The 16963-nt window shown below is 55.7% G+C and carries 14 protein-coding genes and 2 pseudogenes; 11 read left to right on the forward strand and 5 right to left on the reverse strand.

What is annotated here, in order from left to right; genetic code table 11:
- Position 1: 1 nt before the first annotated feature.
- Positions 2-994: a DNA polymerase III subunit delta gene (gene holA / locus N6V40_RS11610; RefSeq protein WP_262197764.1), complete on the forward strand. Its 993-nt coding sequence runs from the start codon at positions 2-4 to the stop codon at positions 992-994.
- A gap of 177 nt (positions 995-1171) precedes the next feature.
- Here the strand turns inward: holA and rpsT are convergent, their stop codons facing one another.
- Positions 1172-1432 (reverse strand): 30S ribosomal protein S20, encoded by a 261-nt coding sequence (gene rpsT, locus N6V40_RS11615; protein ID WP_131088236.1) that lies wholly within the window; start codon positions 1430-1432, stop codon positions 1172-1174.
- Between the two features lie 169 nt (positions 1433-1601).
- Positions 1602-2162: a type II toxin-antitoxin system PemK/MazF family toxin gene (locus N6V40_RS11620; protein ID WP_131088235.1), complete on the reverse strand. Its 561-nt coding sequence runs from the start codon at positions 2160-2162 to the stop codon at positions 1602-1604.
- A 112-nt stretch (positions 2163-2274) separates the two neighbouring features.
- On the opposite strand from N6V40_RS11620, the gene lepA reads away from it, so the two are divergent.
- Entirely contained in the window at positions 2275-4122 is a 1848-nt protein-coding gene (gene lepA, locus N6V40_RS11625) for a translation elongation factor 4 (RefSeq protein ID WP_131088234.1), read from the forward strand.
- Positions 4123-5350, forward strand: a pseudogene (gene hemW / locus N6V40_RS11630) (radical SAM family heme chaperone HemW).
- A gap of 12 nt (positions 5351-5362) precedes the next feature.
- On the opposite strand, the gene N6V40_RS11635 reads toward hemW, so the two are convergent.
- Together N6V40_RS11635 and N6V40_RS11640 are read right to left on the reverse strand one after the other, a co-directional pair.
- A complete protein-coding gene (locus tag N6V40_RS11635; RefSeq protein ID WP_262197766.1) occupies positions 5363-5764 on the reverse strand; it encodes a DUF4870 domain-containing protein in 402 nt (133 codons plus the stop codon).
- A gap of 90 nt (positions 5765-5854) precedes the next feature.
- A pseudogene (locus tag N6V40_RS11640) lies at positions 5855-6723 on the reverse strand (DUF3097 domain-containing protein).
- Between the two features lie 128 nt (positions 6724-6851).
- Here N6V40_RS11640 and hrcA point away from each other — a divergent pair.
- From hrcA to N6V40_RS11655, 3 genes are all read left to right on the forward strand, one after another.
- On the forward strand, positions 6852-7865 hold the full coding sequence (gene hrcA / locus N6V40_RS11645) for a heat-inducible transcriptional repressor HrcA (protein WP_131088230.1): 1014 nt from the start codon (positions 6852-6854) through the stop codon (positions 7863-7865).
- 66 nt (positions 7866-7931) lie between these two features.
- Entirely contained in the window at positions 7932-9059 is a 1128-nt protein-coding gene (gene dnaJ / locus N6V40_RS11650; RefSeq protein WP_131088229.1) for a molecular chaperone DnaJ, read from the forward strand.
- Positions 9060-9061: 2 nt separating this feature from the next.
- Positions 9062-9835: a 16S rRNA (uracil(1498)-N(3))-methyltransferase gene (locus tag N6V40_RS11655; protein ID WP_131088228.1), complete on the forward strand. Its 774-nt coding sequence runs from the start codon at positions 9062-9064 to the stop codon at positions 9833-9835.
- Between the two features lie 85 nt (positions 9836-9920).
- Here the strand turns inward: N6V40_RS11655 and N6V40_RS11660 are convergent, their stop codons facing one another.
- Positions 9921-10847, reverse strand: a complete 927-nt coding sequence (locus N6V40_RS11660; protein ID WP_262197768.1) for a GerMN domain-containing protein — start codon at positions 10845-10847, stop codon at positions 9921-9923.
- Positions 10848-11143: 296 nt separating this feature from the next.
- On the opposite strand from N6V40_RS11660, the gene N6V40_RS11665 reads away from it, so the two are divergent.
- The 5 genes from N6V40_RS11665 to leuA all read left to right on the forward strand — a co-directional run bounded on the left by N6V40_RS11665 (position 11144) and on the right by leuA (position 16933).
- On the forward strand, positions 11144-12172 hold the full coding sequence (locus N6V40_RS11665; protein WP_131088226.1) for a PhoH family protein: 1029 nt from the start codon (positions 11144-11146) through the stop codon (positions 12170-12172).
- Complete coding sequence (ybeY, locus tag N6V40_RS11670; protein ID WP_131088225.1) at positions 12169-12642, forward strand: rRNA maturation RNase YbeY; 474 nt, start codon at positions 12169-12171, stop codon at positions 12640-12642. The genes N6V40_RS11665 and ybeY overlap by 4 nt, the downstream gene beginning before the upstream one ends.
- A 4-nt stretch (positions 12643-12646) precedes the next feature.
- Positions 12647-13942, forward strand: coding sequence for a hemolysin family protein (locus N6V40_RS11675; protein WP_131088224.1), 1296 nt, complete (start codon positions 12647-12649; stop codon positions 13940-13942).
- The gene (gene era, locus N6V40_RS11680) at positions 13926-14888 is read left to right on the forward strand and encodes a GTPase Era (RefSeq protein ID WP_131088223.1); all 963 of its coding nucleotides are present in this window, start codon (positions 13926-13928) and stop codon (positions 14886-14888) included. The genes N6V40_RS11675 and era overlap by 17 nt, the downstream gene beginning before the upstream one ends.
- Positions 14889-15193: 305 nt before the next feature.
- Complete coding sequence (gene leuA, locus N6V40_RS11685; RefSeq protein WP_262197769.1) at positions 15194-16933, forward strand: 2-isopropylmalate synthase; 1740 nt, start codon at positions 15194-15196, stop codon at positions 16931-16933.
- The last annotated feature ends 30 nt before the right edge of the window (positions 16934-16963 follow it).

The following is a 16963-nucleotide window of genomic DNA, read 5'->3' on the forward strand; positions in this document are numbered from 1 at the left end:
GATGGCACGCGCCCAAGCAAACCCCGGAATCTCATGGCGAGATATCACGCCGCAACCGCTAATCTTACTTACCGGTTCCGAAGATTACCTCGCTGCGCGCGCCTTTGAATTGCTCCGCTCCCAAGCTGCACAGCGAGAGGATATTCAAGTCACTCGGCTCGACGCAGCAAAGTACGAGCCAGGCGAACTGCTACTGGCTACCAGCTCCTCGCTGTTCTCCAGCGCCAACTTGGTCGAAGTTCATGAACTGGCTCAGATGAACGAGTACTTCCTCAAGGATGCAACCAACTATCTTAAAGATCAGGCTCCAGAGAACGTACTGATCCTGCATTATTCGGGTGGCACACGCGGTAAGAAGCTCATCGATGCCATCAAGGCAGCAGGCGCGTTGATTGTGAACTGTCAGCCGGTTAAAAAAGACGCCGAGAAAATTGAGTTCGTCCAGTCAGAGTTCAAGGCAGCGAAGCGCAGAATCACCAATGATGCGGTTAAGGCCTTGGTCTCTGCGGTTGGTAGCTCATTGGCAGAGCTTGGATCGAGCTGTTCTCAGCTGATTCAGGATACGACTGGCACCATTGACCAGGACATCGTGGATCGTTACTACGGCGGTCGTGTGGAAGCGACGGCGTTTAAAGTCGCCGATGCTGCGATCTCCGGTAATGCTCAAGCCGCACTGCGCACTCTGCGCCATTCGCTGGGCACGGGAACGGATCCGATCCCCATTGTGGCGACGCTGGCGATGAAGGTTCGCCAGCTGGCCAAAGTGCTCGGCGTGAATGAGCCTGCTGCGACCTTGGCCTCTGAGCTAGGTATGGCTCCTTGGCAGGTTCAACAGGCACAACAGCAAGCTCGTGGTTGGAAACGTAGCGATCTTGCCCTGTGCATTGAAGAAATCGCCAACACTGATCGAATGGTCAAGGGTGGAAGTCGCTCGCCGGGTTACGCGTTGGAACACGCCATTATGTTCATCGCAGGCAAAGCACCCAACCGCTAAAACGTAGAACTACCTATCTAACTTTCGCTTCACCTCTTGAGGCGCTCCCGGTAGGTTTGATGACTTTTCTGCGCCCGGTAGCGGACGTTAGGGGAGCGGTAGCTAAACAAGACAGGTTAAAGACTGGCCCCTCGAAACTCGGAAGTTTCGAGGGGCCAGCTGAAGTCTAAGCGTGGCTTAGAGGGCGCTAACCTTCTTGGCAATTGCCGACTTGCGGTTTGCAGCGTTGTTCTTGTGCAGAACACCCTTGCTAACAGCCTTGTCGAGCTTCTTGCCAGCCAGGCGCAATGCCTCGGTTGCCTTTTCCTTGTCACCGGAGACTACTGCCTCGTTGACGTTACGGATTACGGTCTTTACTTCCGAGCGGACAGCTACGTTACGCAGACGTGCCTTCTCGTTGGTAAGGATGCGCTTCTTCTGGGACTTGATGTTTGCCACTTTAATAAACTCTCTCGTTTATCGCGAAATACGGTCGGTAGAGGGTTCATCCTTCAGGCCATCGACTGAGCGGTGTGGGGCACCTATGGCGACCCGAAGGGGCGTGTCGCCCAACCTGCGCGACACACAAGGATTAACTTTACCAGAAGTACAGCTTCACAACGAGTACTTAGCCACGTTCGTTTAGGGCGTTCACCACAATGGTGAATCGTTCCTTGTCCAAGATTGCGCCTTCGCGACGAATCGACTGATCCTTCAAACGAATGATGCGATCAAGCTTCACTTCACTTGGGCGCTGTTCACGATCCCAATCGCCGGTTCCGATGTCGAGGTAGTCAGGGTCCTGTCGGCCCGAGTTGTTCCTGTCTTTGCTGGTGAGCATCAGGCCTAAGAGCCATCCGCCATCGCGTCCGACGATCAGCACTGGGCGATCCTTACCTTGCGAGTAGTCCTCTTCATAAGGAACCCAACCCCACACGATCTCGCCTGGATCGGCGTTGCCGTCCATCGATGGCTGGTACTCGTAATTGATTGTGCCTCGGTAGTCACCGGGGTAACTGCCGGCAATTGCCGCGCCACCATTTTGGTTGCGTGGCGTTGTGGTGGTGTGGTTGCTGCGTGAGCCGGAATTCGAGTTGCTATTGCTTCCTGAGGTACGTGCGCGAGTCCTATTGATCTGCTTGATCACGCGCATTACAAGACGGAGTATTTTCTCTGGATTCAGTGCCATGAACGACAAACTACCAGCTGTGGAACGTCGAAATACGTGATGACTCGGAAATCATGACAGAATGGAAGCTAATCCAACTACGTCTTTTAGTCAGCTAGTGAGGTCTGTTTAGGTGTCTCCATTGGCCCGCGCCGCTCAGGTGCCTGCCGCGACCGATCCGTCGCTTATCCGCAACTTCTGCATCATCGCCCATATCGATCACGGTAAGTCGACCTTGGCCGACCGTATGTTGCAGTTGACCGGCGTTGTCTCGGCCCGCGACATGAAGGCCCAATATCTGGATCGTATGGATATTGAGCGCGAGCGCGGCATCACCATCAAGTCCCAGGCTGTTCGCATGCCATGGGAGTCCGAAGATGGGACCGCTTACGCGCTGAACATGATCGACACTCCAGGGCACGTTGACTTCACTTATGAAGTTTCGCGCTCCTTGGCTGCCTGCGAAGGTGCCATCCTGCTTGTTGACGCAGCTCAGGGTATCGAAGCCCAGACGCTGGCGAACTTGTACCTGGCCATCGAAGGCGACTTGGCGATCATTCCGGTGCTCAACAAGATCGATCTACCTAACGCGCAGCCTGAAAAGTACGCTGCCGAACTGGCCAACCTCATTGGTTGCGAGCCAGAGGACGTACTGAAGGTTTCTGGCAAGACCGGCGAAGGTGTCGAGGCATTGCTTGACGAAGTGATCAAGCAGCTTCCACCTCCTGTGGGCGATGCAAATGCTCCAGCTCGTGCCATGATTTTCGATTCCGTTTATGACACCTATCGTGGCGTGGTTACTTACGTCCGAGTGGTTGATGGCAACCTTTCTCCTCGCGAGAAAATCCAGATGATGTCCACCGGCACCACCCACGAGCTGTTGGAGATTGGTGTTTCTTCACCAAATCCCGAGCCAACCAAGGGTCTGGGCGTTGGTGAAGTAGGTTATCTGATCACCGGCGTGAAGGACGTTCGCTTGTCCAAGGTTGGCGATACCGTCACCAACTTCCACAAGCCGGCCGCGACTTCCCTCGGCGGTTATGACGAAGCCAAGCCAATGGTTTTCTCGGGCCTGTACCCAATGGACGGTACCGATTACCCGGTACTGCGCGACGCACTAGATAAGTTGCAGCTCAACGATGCTGCGCTGACCTACGAGCCAGAGACCTCCGTCGCGCTGGGCTTCGGCTTCCGCGTCGGCTTCTTGGGCCTGCTGCACTTGGAAATCACCCGCCAGCGACTTGAAAATGAATTCAATCTGGACCTGATCTCCACCGCACCCAACGTGGTGTACGAGGTCATGGGCGATGACAAGCAGCTGATCACCGTGACCAACCCTTCGGAATTCCCTGATGGAAAGATCTTGGAAGTCCGTGAGCCGATGGTCGCAGCGACTATTTTGGCACCCAGCGAGTTTATTGGTTCAGTTATGGAACTGTGCCAGTCTCGCCGTGGCACCATGCGCGGTATGGACTACCTTTCTGAAGACCGCGTTGAAATGCGCTACCACCTGCCCCTGGCAGAAATCGTGTTCGACTTCTTCGACCAGCTCAAGTCCAAGACCCGTGGCTACGCGTCACTGGACTGGAAGGCTGACGGAGAGCAGGTCGCCGATCTGGTGAAGGTCGATATCTTGTTGCAGGGCGATCAGGTGGATGCATTCTCCGCTATTACGCACCGCGACAAGGCCTACGCGTACGGCACCATGATGACTTCAAAGTTGCGTGAGCTCATTCCTCGCCAGCAGTTCGAAGTACCGATCCAGGCCGCAATCGGTTCGCGCATTATTGCCCGTGAGAGCATCCGCGCTATTCGTAAGGACGTTCTGGCCAAGTGCTACGGCGGCGACATCAGCCGTAAGCGCAAGCTGCTCGAAAAGCAGAAGGAAGGCAAGAAGCGTATGAAGATGGTTGGCCGTGTGGAAGTTCCACAGGAAGCCTTCATCGCCGCTTTGTCCACCGACGAACCGAAAAAGAAGTAAATGCCTTCAGTTTTACCTGACGGCGATCCGGCTCCGGCCGATGGTCTGCTCCCCGCCTCATGTGCTCATGGGGCGCAGGAGCGGACCATGTCCTTTACGTGCACATTCCGTTTTGCACGGTTCGTTGCGGATACTGCGACTTTAATACCTATACCGCCACCGAACTCGGTTCTGGCTCTAGCCAAGCAACCTACGCTGCGACCGTGGGCAAAGAAATCAGTTTTGCTCGTGAAGTGATGGACCGTTCCGGCCAGCCTCACCGCGAGATCGAAACAGTATTTTTTGGCGGCGGCACACCAACCTTGTTGCCAGCGAGCGATTTGGTTTCGGTACTCGCACAGATCCGCAACGATTTTGGTCTGAAGCCGGGCGCAGAAGTCACCACCGAAGCTAACCCAGACTCGGTGACGCGTGAAAGCCTGCAGGAGCTTGCCGACGGCGGCTTCACCCGCGTGTCCTTCGGCATGCAGTCCGCAGTTCCTCATGTACTCAAGGTCCTTGAACGCACCCACGACCCAAAGCGTGTGCCTCAAGCTGTTGCTTGGGCTCGTGAAGCCGGTCTAGATGTGAGTGTTGATCTGATCTATGGAACTCCGGGGAGTCCTTGGAGGATTGGCGCACCAGCATCGAGGCAGCACTGAGCTACGAGCCAGATCATATTTCGGCTTATGCGCTGATCATCGAAGAAGGAACCAAACTTGCGGCGCAGATTCGTCGCGGGCAAGTACCTAATATTGACGACGATGACCACGCAGAGAAGTACCAAATGGCCGATGACATGTTCGCGGCCGCCGGTTTCTCTTGGTACGAGGTCAGTAACTGGGCTAAAACGCCAGCCAATGCATGCCAGCACAACATCGCCTATTGGACGGGCGGTGACTGGTGGGGAGCAGGCCCTGGCGCTCACTCCCATGTTGGCGGTCTGCGTTGGTGGAACGTGAAGCATCCTGCGGCCTATCAGCAGCGCATGGATGCCGGGATCTCTCCAGGCCACGGTCGAGAGTACCCTGATGCCGATGCAGTTCAGCTAGAACGCACCATGCTGCTGACGCGCCTGAGTTCCGGTATGCAGATCAGCGATCTAGATGAAGTTGGCCGCAAAAAGATTGCTGGCTTGATCGCGGACTCACTGATCGATCCTAAGGCTGCCTTTGGCGGAACTTTGGTGTTAACGCAAAGAGGCCGGCTATTAGCCGACCTCGTAGTGCGCGAACTTCTCGATTTCTAAATCTGCAAAGTTCTACTTCATCAAGCGCAAGTTGTACTTGTAACGGTAAGGGTTGCCCTTGTTGGCTTGGATTCCCGCAAGGGCACCCGAAACCGTCATGAATACCCAAAGCGCTACGGCCAGTACAGAGAAGAACCAGCCAACAATCGGCACGATGGTCAGCACGTTTAACACGATAGCCAGAACGGTCAGCGGCAAGGTGAAGTTGAATGCTTCCTTGGATTCCTGAGCGGTAAACGCACCACGATCCCGGAACACAGCGAAGATAATAGCAGCCGGGATGCAGCCAAGAACTGCGCCGAAGTGAGCCATCGTTGACCACAGACGATCCTCAGTGGGAGTCAATGGCTGCGCAGAAGTTTGAGAGCCCTCAAAGCGGGAGTCATCCGAAGACTGCGTCTGGCGTGAAGTCACTATTGTTCCTTGCTGTGGGGTTGTTGGTCATACCAATCATAGCCGGGTCTGCGCCGCAGGCTGGGAGTTTACGACGTGCTAATCCAACTGTTAGTTATTTGTAAGGTAACCGTAATCTTCGGTGGTGAGGAAATCGATTAGTTCTTCAATCCTGCCCAACAGTTGAGGCTCTAGCTGCCCATAGTGTGAAACCGTCGACAAGATCCGCTGCCAACCAATGCCGATGTCCTCGGCAGTTTCGTGAGGCCAGCCGAAGGCCTTGAGGATACCGGTCTTCCAATCGGTACCCTTCGGGATCACCGGCCACGCTTTGATCCCCAACGTGGCGGGTTTGATCGCTTGCCACACATCGATGTAGGGGTGGCCGAGAATCAAAACGTTATTTGCTGCGCCGGGAACTTTTAGCGCTTCCGCCACAATGTGGGACTCTTTGGAACCGGCCACGAGGTGATCCACGAGGATACCAAGGCGACGTTCGGGGGATGGGGCGAAGTCACGGATCGCACCGGCTAGATCGTCCACACCATGCAGAGGCTCAACAACGATGCCTTCAACACGTAAGTCGTGGCCCCAAACCTTTTCAACCAGTTCCGCATCGTGTTTACCTTCAACCCAAATCCGACTGGCACGAGCCGCTCTTGCCTTGAGCCCGGACACGGCTCGGGAGCCAGAAGCGGAAACCAGGTTTTTAGGTGCGGCCACTTTTGCTACCGGGTCAATCATCTCCACGGGTTCGCCCTCAAGGAAAAAGCCAAACCCTGCTTGGAATGAGCGAGACTTGCCGTGGCGGTCCTCCAAAACAATGATTCGCATGCCACCAGATTTTTCGGTGCGTATGACTTCACCCACCCAGCCGGAAGAGACATCTTCGAGAATCATGCCCAGTTCAATGGGGACCTGGCGGAGTTTTTGGGTGCTGGTGCACTCAGATCTTGCGGTCCCCAGGAGTAATTTGCCACGTACGGCCTTTCGCTGTGATCGAATACGCTCAAAAACCAATGCTAGCAACCGTTGAACGTATTAGACTTGGCACTTGACAGGTTAGAGTGCCAAACCCTTCACATGGGGATTGTTAGGAGGTGCTGTGGTGAGTGAGCTAAGGCGTTTGGATGTTCTGCGAGCAATCGTAGAAGACTACGTCCAATCCCGGGAGCCAGTTGGCTCCAAGGCGCTGCTCGACCGGCACAACCTCGGCGTCAGCGCAGCGACCATCAGAAATGACATGGCGTTGCTGGAAGAGGAGGGGCTGATTGCTGCCCCGCATACCTCTTCGGGACGCATCCCCACCGAAAAGGGCTACCGGCGTTTTGTGGACGAGATCGGCGAACTTAAACCGCTCTCTCGGGCTGAACGCGATGCGATCAACAAGATCCTCGATAGTTCCAATGACCTCGACGAGATGCTCAAGAGCACCGTTCGGTTATTGGCCCGGTTAACTAACCAGGTCGCGATGATCCAGGTGCCGCACTACGACATGGCTTCGCTGAAAAATCTTGAACTAGTTGCCTTGGGCAGTGCTCAGGTATTGATGGTCATGATCGCGTCCAATGGGACCGTGGATCAGCGAATGCTGGCTGTGTCGCGAGTGTACTCGGAGACTGAACTGGCCGATTTGAAGCTGTGGTTATTGAACAGCTTCGAGGGTGTGCAACTGGCAGAGTTGCGTGGAAAACTAACCCGTGCAGGGCTTAGCGCCCAGCAACAGTCGGATCCATTGGTGGACAGCGTTTTGCTTGCGTTGGAGGAAATGGCTCAAGCTGCCAATACTCAACGCATCATCATGTCGGGAACGGCAAATCTGGCCCGAGTGGAAGGCGACTTCCCGCTGAGCATCACCCCAGTGCTTGAAGCGCTGGAGGAACAAGTAGTGTTACTTAAATTGTTCTCTGAGCTAGAAGCCGATTCTCGTGGTCTGGCCGTAGCCATCGGCACCGAACACCACTATGGTCAGCTCTCTGAGGCCGCGGTTATTGCTACTACTTATGGTTCGGACGTGCGCAACAAGCTTGGAGTGCTCGGCCCAACCAGAATGAACTATCCGACCTCGATGGCCTCGGTGCGGGCTGTAGCCCGTTACCTGTCGAAGATTTTGGCGAACTAACAACGCTGGTATCACACCCAGCATTTTTTGAATTTTGCATTTTTAGGAAAGGACACGGCGAACAACGTGAGCTCGCATTACGAGACCTTGGGCGTTGCCAAGGACGCGACCCCGCAGGAAATCAAGAGTGCCTACCGCAAGCTGGCACGTAAGCTACACCCGGACGTGAACCCAAGCGCGGATGCCTCCGAGCAGTTTAAAGCTGTGACGCACGCCTACGAGGTCCTTTCTGACCAGACCAAGCGTTCGAACTACGATTCGACCGGAGATGAAAACGGTAATGGCCACCCAGGCTTTGGTGGTGGCGGCGGACAGGGCTTCGGCGGATTCGGCGACATCTTTGAACAGTTCTTCGGTGGCGGACAGGCCCAAGGCCCAGCATCGCGCACCCAGCCAGGCCGAGACGCACTGATCACCATCACCATCGATCTGGAAGATGCGGTCAAGGGCACCGTGTACCCGTTGGAGATGGAAACCGCGGTCACCTGCAAGACCTGCAACGGCTCTTGCACCCGCGAGGGAACCAGCCCGGTCACCTGCGACATCTGCCATGGTGCCGGTCAGGTTCAGCGCCCAGTGCGTTCCTTCCTGGGCCAAATGATGACGGTGGAAACCTGTGCTGCTTGCCGCGGCTTCGGTACCACCATCCCGGACCCTTGCTTGGAGTGCAACGGCGAAGGTCGCGTTCGCGAACACGTTTCGAAGTCGCTGAACGTTCCTGCCGGCGTGGATTCGGGAACTCGTATCCAGCTGCGTGGACAGGGTGAAGCTGGCCCGGGCGGTGGCCCGAACGGCAACCTGTTTGTTGAGATCGATGTACGACGCCACAAGATCTTCGAGCGAGCACAGAGTGATCTTCACGCCAAGATCACCATGCCAATGACCGCGGCAGCACTCGGTTCAGAACTGAAGCTGGAAACCTTTGATGGCGAACAGCCGATCAATGTTGACTCCGGTGCACAAGACGGCGACACCATCACCCTTCCAGGTCTTGGTGTTCCTCGTCTACGCGGTGGCAAGCGCGGCGATATCATCGTCCACCTGCAGGTAGAAACGCCAACCAAGCTTGACGCTGCCCAGCGCGACTTGCTCGAACAGCTGGCAAAGCTGCGCGGTGAGGAAATGAGCGCAGGACGTGTTGAGCACTCCGGCGGCATGTTCTCGCGTCTGCGTGACAAGCTGAACCAGCGCTAAAGATGAGCAACCACAGCTTTGTCATCGACGCTGATCTGGCACAAAACGCGGTGCCCGGTGACACTTTGGAACTCACCGGACCCGAAGCCCACCATGCGGTGACCGTCAAGAGGGTCACCGCCGGTGAACAGCTGGACCTGCTTGACGGGCGCGGTCTGCGCTTAAGCGTAGAAGTCCAGACCACGGGTAAAGATTTCCTCAGCGCTACGGTAGTCAGCAGATCTCAAGAGGCCACCAGCGATCACCCGGTGACCCTGGTGCAGGCTCTGTCCAAGGGGGATCGTGACTTGCAGGCCGTTGAATCGGCCGTGGAGCTTGGTGTGCTGGCGGTTCGCCCGTGGCAAGCTGATCGATCCATCGTGCGGTGGAATGCGGCAAAGGCCGAGAAGGCCTTAGCTAAGTGGCAAGCCCAGGTCCGTTCGGCACAGAAGCAATCACGGCGCGCCTTCGAGCCTGAGGTCTTGTCGCTGGTTAGCTCTAAGGAGCTGGCTAAGAATATCGCTGTTGAAACCAGCGCTGGTGCTCTCGTGTTGGTTTTGCACGAACAGGCGGAGCAGTCGGTAGCAGTTCATGTGTCCAAGTGGCAGGAAACTGCGCAGCCAGGCCAAAAGGTGCTGATGATTGTCGGGCCAGAAGGTGGCATCTCGGACACCGAGTTGCAGGCCTTCGTGAAAGCTGGGGCCCACGCGGCTTTGCTGGGGCAGCACGTACTTCGTGCCTCCACAGCTGGGCCGGCAGCGTTGGTGCTTATTCGGCATTTACTCGGCGAAATCTAGGTCAAAAAATTATCGCGAGTACCAACAGGTACTCGCGATAATTTTTTGCTAGGTCAAGTTATTTCAAGCCAAAGATGGTTCGGTCCTACTTGACGGTGAATTCGCTGGACACTTCGCCAACTTTGTCGTCCGAACCGGATTCCATGCCCCAGAAATTGAGTTTGTAAGAGCCAGCCGAAAGCCGTTCAACAATACTAAATGACCCATCCTTTTGGATCTTTCCGGCGATGACCTGCTTTTGCGCAGTGATCACGGTGAGCTTTGAGTCGGCGTCCTTTTTCTGAAGCGAATAGAACGTACCGATATCAAACTTTGTGGTGCGACCGTTGATCGTGACCTTTTCGTCTTCCAGACTGGTGCCGAACTGTGGGTCGATCACCCAGATTGGTGCCATGAATTTGGCATTGCGTTCATAAACGTCTTTGAGGCGATGTCCACCAAAAACGTTGGCGTTCGGCTTGCCATCAACAAGGATTTTCACCGTCGCCGGTGTTTCTCCTACGAGGAGTCCGGAGCTGGCCGCGGCCGCCGTTGCGGTAAAGACCAACTGCTGGATGGAGCGTTCAGACAAACCCTCGTCCAGGTGGGCGTTGAAGACCTTCGCCGGCAAATCTAAGGTGATGACATTGGTATTGCTGATCGATACACCGACCTCATCTGAGGGCTTCATCAGGGTGTATCGGTGGGGACCAGCGGGATCGGCCGAGAGCAAGGTCCAGATCGCATCACCGATCGGCTCGTTATGCCGAGTGTCATCCATGTACTCGCGGTACAAGAACACGCCGGACTTTGTATTTTCTAACCAGTAGACCGGTAAACGAGTCAGTACGTCCATCTGTTCACTGGCGTCGGTAGATACCGGCAGATTCAGTGAGTCCGAGCTCGCACTGGCAGGCATCTCAAAAGAACTCTCACGATTCGCCAGACCGCAACCAGCGGCGACGACGAGAGCTGCAGTGATTCCAAGAATGCCGATCCGGCGTGGAATCTTCTGCGTGAACTTTGACTGCACTACGTACCAATCCAGAAGAGAATATTGTCTATGGGGCACCAAAACATTTTGGAGCCGCTGTCATAGCTTGCCATAAGATTTGTCCAAAACGACCCAAAAAGTACCCTCCCTACTAATCCGTAACCAAATCTATATCTTCGCGACCTGCTCCGAATAGATTCATTCAAGGGTACTTTCAGGTCTCACACTTACGCTGAGACCTGAATTTTCACCCGAATTCTTGATGACTGGATAGAATGGTACCAAGGACAAAGTAGCACCACCGCCAAGCTCACAAAAGGGGCAGCAAGCACTGCATGCAGGTTGAACAGAATAAGACGCAAGCGGAAATCGATTCCGCATCGCTGACCATCAGTTTTGAAACAGCTGAACTCATGATCGCCACTTTGGGACCAAATGATGAGCTCTTGCGAATTCTCTCTGGTGCTTATCCTCAGGTTGGTTTCCGCCCCAATGGCCAGACTCTGGTTCTGGTTGGTGATCCTCAGCAAGTCCGCAAAGCTCAACGAGTAACAGAAGAAGCTCGTTCGCTGGCTACGCGTGGCTCACGTATGAGCGCCGAAACCATTGAGCAGATCATCAAGATGCTCGGCGCTGGCAATCCCGATGCACCTACCGATGTGTTAGGCCTAAAGATTCTTTCCGGACGCGGCCGAGCCATTCGACCAAAAACGGTCAATCAGAAAAGCTATGTCGATGCCATTGAAGACTCGACCATCACCTTTGGTATTGGTCCAGCCGGTACCGGCAAGACCTTCCTCGCCATGGCTATGGCAGTAGCTGCGCTGCAGGACAAGCAGGTAAGCCGCATCATCCTGACTCGTCCAGCCGTTGAGGCAGGGGAGAAGCTAGGCTTCTTGCCCGGTTCATTAACCGACAAGATCGACCCTTATCTTCGCCCGCTCTACGACGCGTTGCACGACATGGTGAATCCTGAAACGATTCCACAACTGTTGGAGGCGGGAACCATTGAGGTAGCTCCCTTGGCCTACATGCGTGGACGCACCTTGAACGACGCCTTCGTAATCCTCGACGAAGCGCAGAACACGACCAGCGAACAAATGAAGATGTTCCTCACCCGTCTGGGCTTCGGCTCCAAGATGGTAGTGACCGGAGACATCACCCAGGTAGATCTGCCTGGTAACACAGTCTCCGGTCTGCGCATGGCCAGCGAAGTACTTGAAGGCATCGGCGACATCAGCATGTGCCGTCTGGATGCATCAGATGTTGTCCGCCATCGCTTGATCGCAGACATTGTTTCTGCCTACGACAGTTGGGATGACACCCGACGCAAAGACCACAACCGAGGACGGCGCAGCAAATGAGCATTGAAGTAAATAACGAAACTGAGTACGACGTTGACCTGCAAGACGTATCCAACTTGGCGGACTCGGTGCTCAAGTCAATGTTCCTGCATCCTGAGACCGAAGTATCTGTCGTTTTTATCGACGAAGATGCCATGAGTGCTCTGCACGTGGAATGGATGGACCTTGAAGGTCCCACCGACGTGATGAGCTTCCCGATGGACGAGCTACGTCCAGGCACCGCGAAGGCACCGGGGGAGAACGGCATCCTCGGCGATATCGTCATCTGCCCTACCGTGGCCCAAGCGCAGGCTGAAGCCGGCGGGCACAGCACGCACGATGAGATCTTGCTGCTTACCACCCATGGTCTGTTGCACTTGATGGGCTTCGATCACATGGAGCCAGAAGAAAAAGAAGAGATGTTCACCTTGCAACGCAATTTGCTCGAGGCCTACACGGGACGCCCTGCACCGAAGGAAACGGTGGAATAACCCCGTGGAGATACTTTTGCTGATTCTCGCCCTGGTTTTTATGGCAAGCTCTGCCGTGCTGACCGCCGCGGATTCAGCCTTCTACGCATTATCTCGGCACGCAGCTGAACGGCTACGTTCCGAATCAAATTCCAAGGCCCTCTCGGCGATCTTGGATGACACCGAAACACACGCGCAAGCCATCAAGTTCTGGCGCATCTGGTTTGAAACAGCCTCAGCAGTTGCCGTGGCGTTGCTCGTTGCCCAATGGATCGACAGCGTCTGGCTCATCGGATTGCTTTCAACCATTGTTATGGCTGCCCTCGGGTTTGTGCTGGTCAGCGTTTCACCTCGACGCTACGGACGCTCTAACGCTCAAGGCGTGGTGCAAAATACCGCGCCGTTGGTGCGCTTGCTACGTATTGCTCTCGGCCCGGTAACCAACTGGCTGGCTTCAATCGCCAAAGCGCTAAGCCCCGGCGGTACCGATGAAGCAGGCTACCTTGGCAAAGAACGATTGCGGGACCTCGTGGATCGTGCCTCCGAAGGCGAAGACCTTGATGAGGAATCAGCCGAGCTGATTTCTTCGGTCATCGACCTGGAAGAAACCAGCGTGCGCTCGGTGATGGTCCCACGTACCGACATGGTGGTGTTCACCTCAGAACAGTCCTTGCATAGCGCGATCGACCTGTTCATCGCTTCGGGTTACTCACGCATTCCATTGATTGGTGAAGATACCGACGACATCCTGGGCATCATCTACCTCAAGGACCTGATCCGCGAGATCCACGGACTGCAACAAGCCCAAACGCTGAGCGATCTAGCCCGCAAGGTGCGGTTTGTTCCGGAGTCAAAATCGGCCGCTGAGCTACTTCAAGAACTTCAGCAAGAATCAATCCATCTTGCCGTGGTCATTGACGAGTACGGTGGAACGGCCGGACTGGTCACGCTCGAGGATCTACTGGAAGAAATCGTCGGCGAGATCGACGACGAGTATGATCGATCGAGGGCCGAACTGATCGAAAACCCAGATGGGTCGTTGTTTGCTGTAGCTACCGCATCCATCGATGACATCGCCGATCACTTCGAAATGCACATTGACGAGGAAGACGTCGACACGGTCGGCGGTCTATTGTCCAAGGCGCTAGAATCGGTGCCGGTACTCGGCTCCACCGCCGATGTGCACGGTCTGCGGTTGACCGTAGTTGCCCTCGCCGGGCGACGAAACCGCATTGGCAAAATCCATGTAGAGCGTCTGGAGACGGACGCATCCGACCATAATGAGAACAACGAGGATTCCGCACATGAGCGAAAACCATAACCTGCTTTCCACCAGTGGGTGGCCCGAGAACTACCGTTCGGGCTTCACCTCCTTTGTGGGACGACCTAACGCCGGAAAATCGACGCTGACCAACGCGTTGGTTGGCCAGAAGGTTGCCATCACCTCGGCAAAACCACAGACCACTCGACACACCATTCGTGGCATTGTGCACCGCGAAGATGCCCAGTTGATCTTGGTTGATACCCCGGGCCTGCACCGTCCACGCACCCTGCTCGGGCAGCGCCTGAACGATCTGGTAGCAGATACCCTTTCCGAGGTTGACGCGATTGGCTTCTGCATCCCAGCCAACGAAAAAATTGGCCCCGGTGACCGTTACATCGCCACCCAGCTCGCGCAGTTGCAGCGCAAACCCATCGTCGCCCTGGTCACCAAGGCTGACTTGGTAGACCGCGAACAATTGGCGCAGCAGCTTATTGCCGTAGCCGAAATGGGAACCCAAAACTTTGGGGAGAACGGCTTCTCGGCCATCGTCCCGGTCTCGGCAGTGAAGGAATTCCAGGTTCAGGAAGTCGCTGACGTACTTGTTGAGCAGCTGCCAAAGGGCCCACCACTGTACCCAGACGGCGAGCTGACCGATGAGCCTGAGGCCAAGATGGTCGCCGAACTGATCCGTGAGGCAGCACTCGAGGGCGTTCGTGACGAGCTTCCACACTCGTTGGCAGTCGTTGTTGAGGAAATGATCCCTCGTGAAGGTCGTCCCGAGAACAACCCGCTGATCGATATTCACGTGTCTTTGTTTGTTGAGCGCTCCAGCCAGAAGGCCATCGTTATTGGCCGTGGTGGCTCGCGTCTGCGCGAGGTTGGCTCCAACGCGCGCAAGGGCATCGAAAAGCTGCTTGGCACCAAGGTTTACCTCGACTTGCACGTCAAGGTGGCCAAGGACTGGCAACGCGATCCTAAGCAGTTGGGACGTTTGGGCTTCTAGGCATAGCTAGAAATCTTCATCCTTACTCTCATCCCTGTCGGTCTTTGGACCGGCAGGGATGAAGTCTTTAAGCCCGGCAACCGGAGGCATCGTGTCCACAATGTGACACAAGTCCGACATAAGTTTGAACCCTGCCGAACGCTCGGTGTTATGCTCAAATCGTGCATTTCGAGCTTCTACTTCTACTGTGCCGCTGCGAGGATCCAAAGGACCGTTAGTGGTCTACAGGCCGACCCCTCGTCGCGGAGTAGCTCTTGTCTGGCCCCACAAACTAAGCACTATTTTTGTCTAGGGGACACACCGAAATGCAGAACATGCAGAAATCTTCGAACATGCCAATCCACAAGTATGTTCCTTTCCAGGACCAGATCGAAGTAAACCTTCCCGATCGCACCTGGCCCGATAAGTACATCACCAAGGCCCCGCGCTGGTGCGCCGTTGACTTACGTGATGGAAACCAAGCGCTGATCGACCCGATGAGTCCTGAGCGCAAGCACAAAATGTTCGACCTGCTCGTCCAGATGGGCTACAAGGAAATCGAGGTCGGCTTCCCGTCCGCCTCGCAGACCGACTTTGACTTTGTGCGTCAGCTGATCGAACGCGGCATCCCTGATGATGTCACCATCCAGGTTTTGACCCAGTCACGCGAGCACCTGATCGAGCGCACCTATGAAGCGCTGGAAGGCGCCAAGCAGGCCATCGTTCACCTGTACAACTCCACCTCGATCCTGCAGCGCGAAGTAGTCTTCCGTCAGGACGAGGACGGCATCGTGGACATCGCAGTTCAGGGCGCGCGTCTGTGCAAGAAGTACGAAGAGCAGCTGACCGGCACCAAGATCACCTACGAGTACTCGCCTGAGTCCTACACCGGTACCGAGCTGGCTTTTGCAAAGCGCATCTCCGAGGCGGTGGCCGAGGTACTGGAGGCCACTCCAGAAAACAAGATGATCCTGAACTTGCCAGCCACCGTGGAAATGGCCACCCCTAATGTGTATGCCGACTCCATTGAGTGGATGCACCGCAACCTGGCTAACCGCGATTCGATCATTCTTTCACTGCACCCACACAACGACCGTGGCACCGGTGTTGCCGCAGCTGAACTGGGCTACCTGGCCGGCGCAGACCGCATCGAAGGCTGCCTGTTTGGTAACGGTGAGCGCACCGGCAACGTGGACCTGGTGACCCTGGGCATGAACATGTTCGGTCAGGGTGTTGACCCAGAAATCGACTTCTCCGACATGGACCACATCCGTCGCACTGTTGAATACTGCAACCAGCTGCCAGTTCCAGAACGCAGCCCTTACGGTGGCGACCTGGTGTTCACCGCTTTCTCTGGATCACATCAGGATGCGATCAAGAAGGGTCTGGAGTCCATGGAAGCCAAGGCAAATGCCGCGGGCAAGGACATCAACGACTTGGTTTGGGCTGTACCGTACCTGCCGATCGACCCGAAGGACATTGGTCGTTCCTACGAAGCTGTGATTCGTGTGAACTCGCAGTCCGGTAAGGGTGGCGTCGCCTACCTGCTGAAGAACGACTACAACCTGGATCTGCCACGTCGTGCGCAGATCGAGTTCTCTGGTGTCATCCAGCGCACCACCGATACCGAAGGTGGCGAAATCTCCTCGGAGCGCATCTGGAACGTCTTCCAAGATGAGTACCTGCCAGTATCCAAGGATTCAGATTTGGATCCATGGGGCTACTACGAAATCGCTTCAGTCATTGCAACCTCGGCTGAAGACGGCAGCTTCCAGCTGGATACCAAGCTGGTTATCGACGGTGTAGCTCACGAGCGTAGTGCTCAGGGCAACGGTCCACTGTCCGCCCTGGTCAAGCTGCTCAACGAAGACGGCGTGGATCTGCGCGTCTTGGACTACACCGAGCACGCACTGAGCGAAGGTGGCAATGCTAGCGCAGCAGCCTTTGTTGAATGTGCTGTGGGAGATCGCATCCTGTGGGGCATTGGTATGGACACCAACACCAACATTGCTGCCCTGAAGGCAGTGGTTTCGGCAGTGAACCGCGCAATCCGCGACGCCGCCTAGCCACAAGCCTCTTCAACGCACGGCGGGCAC

Origin of the sequence: Glutamicibacter sp. M10, from assembly GCF_025452055.1 — a bacterium.
GTDB lineage: Bacteria > Actinomycetota > Actinomycetes > Actinomycetales > Micrococcaceae > Glutamicibacter.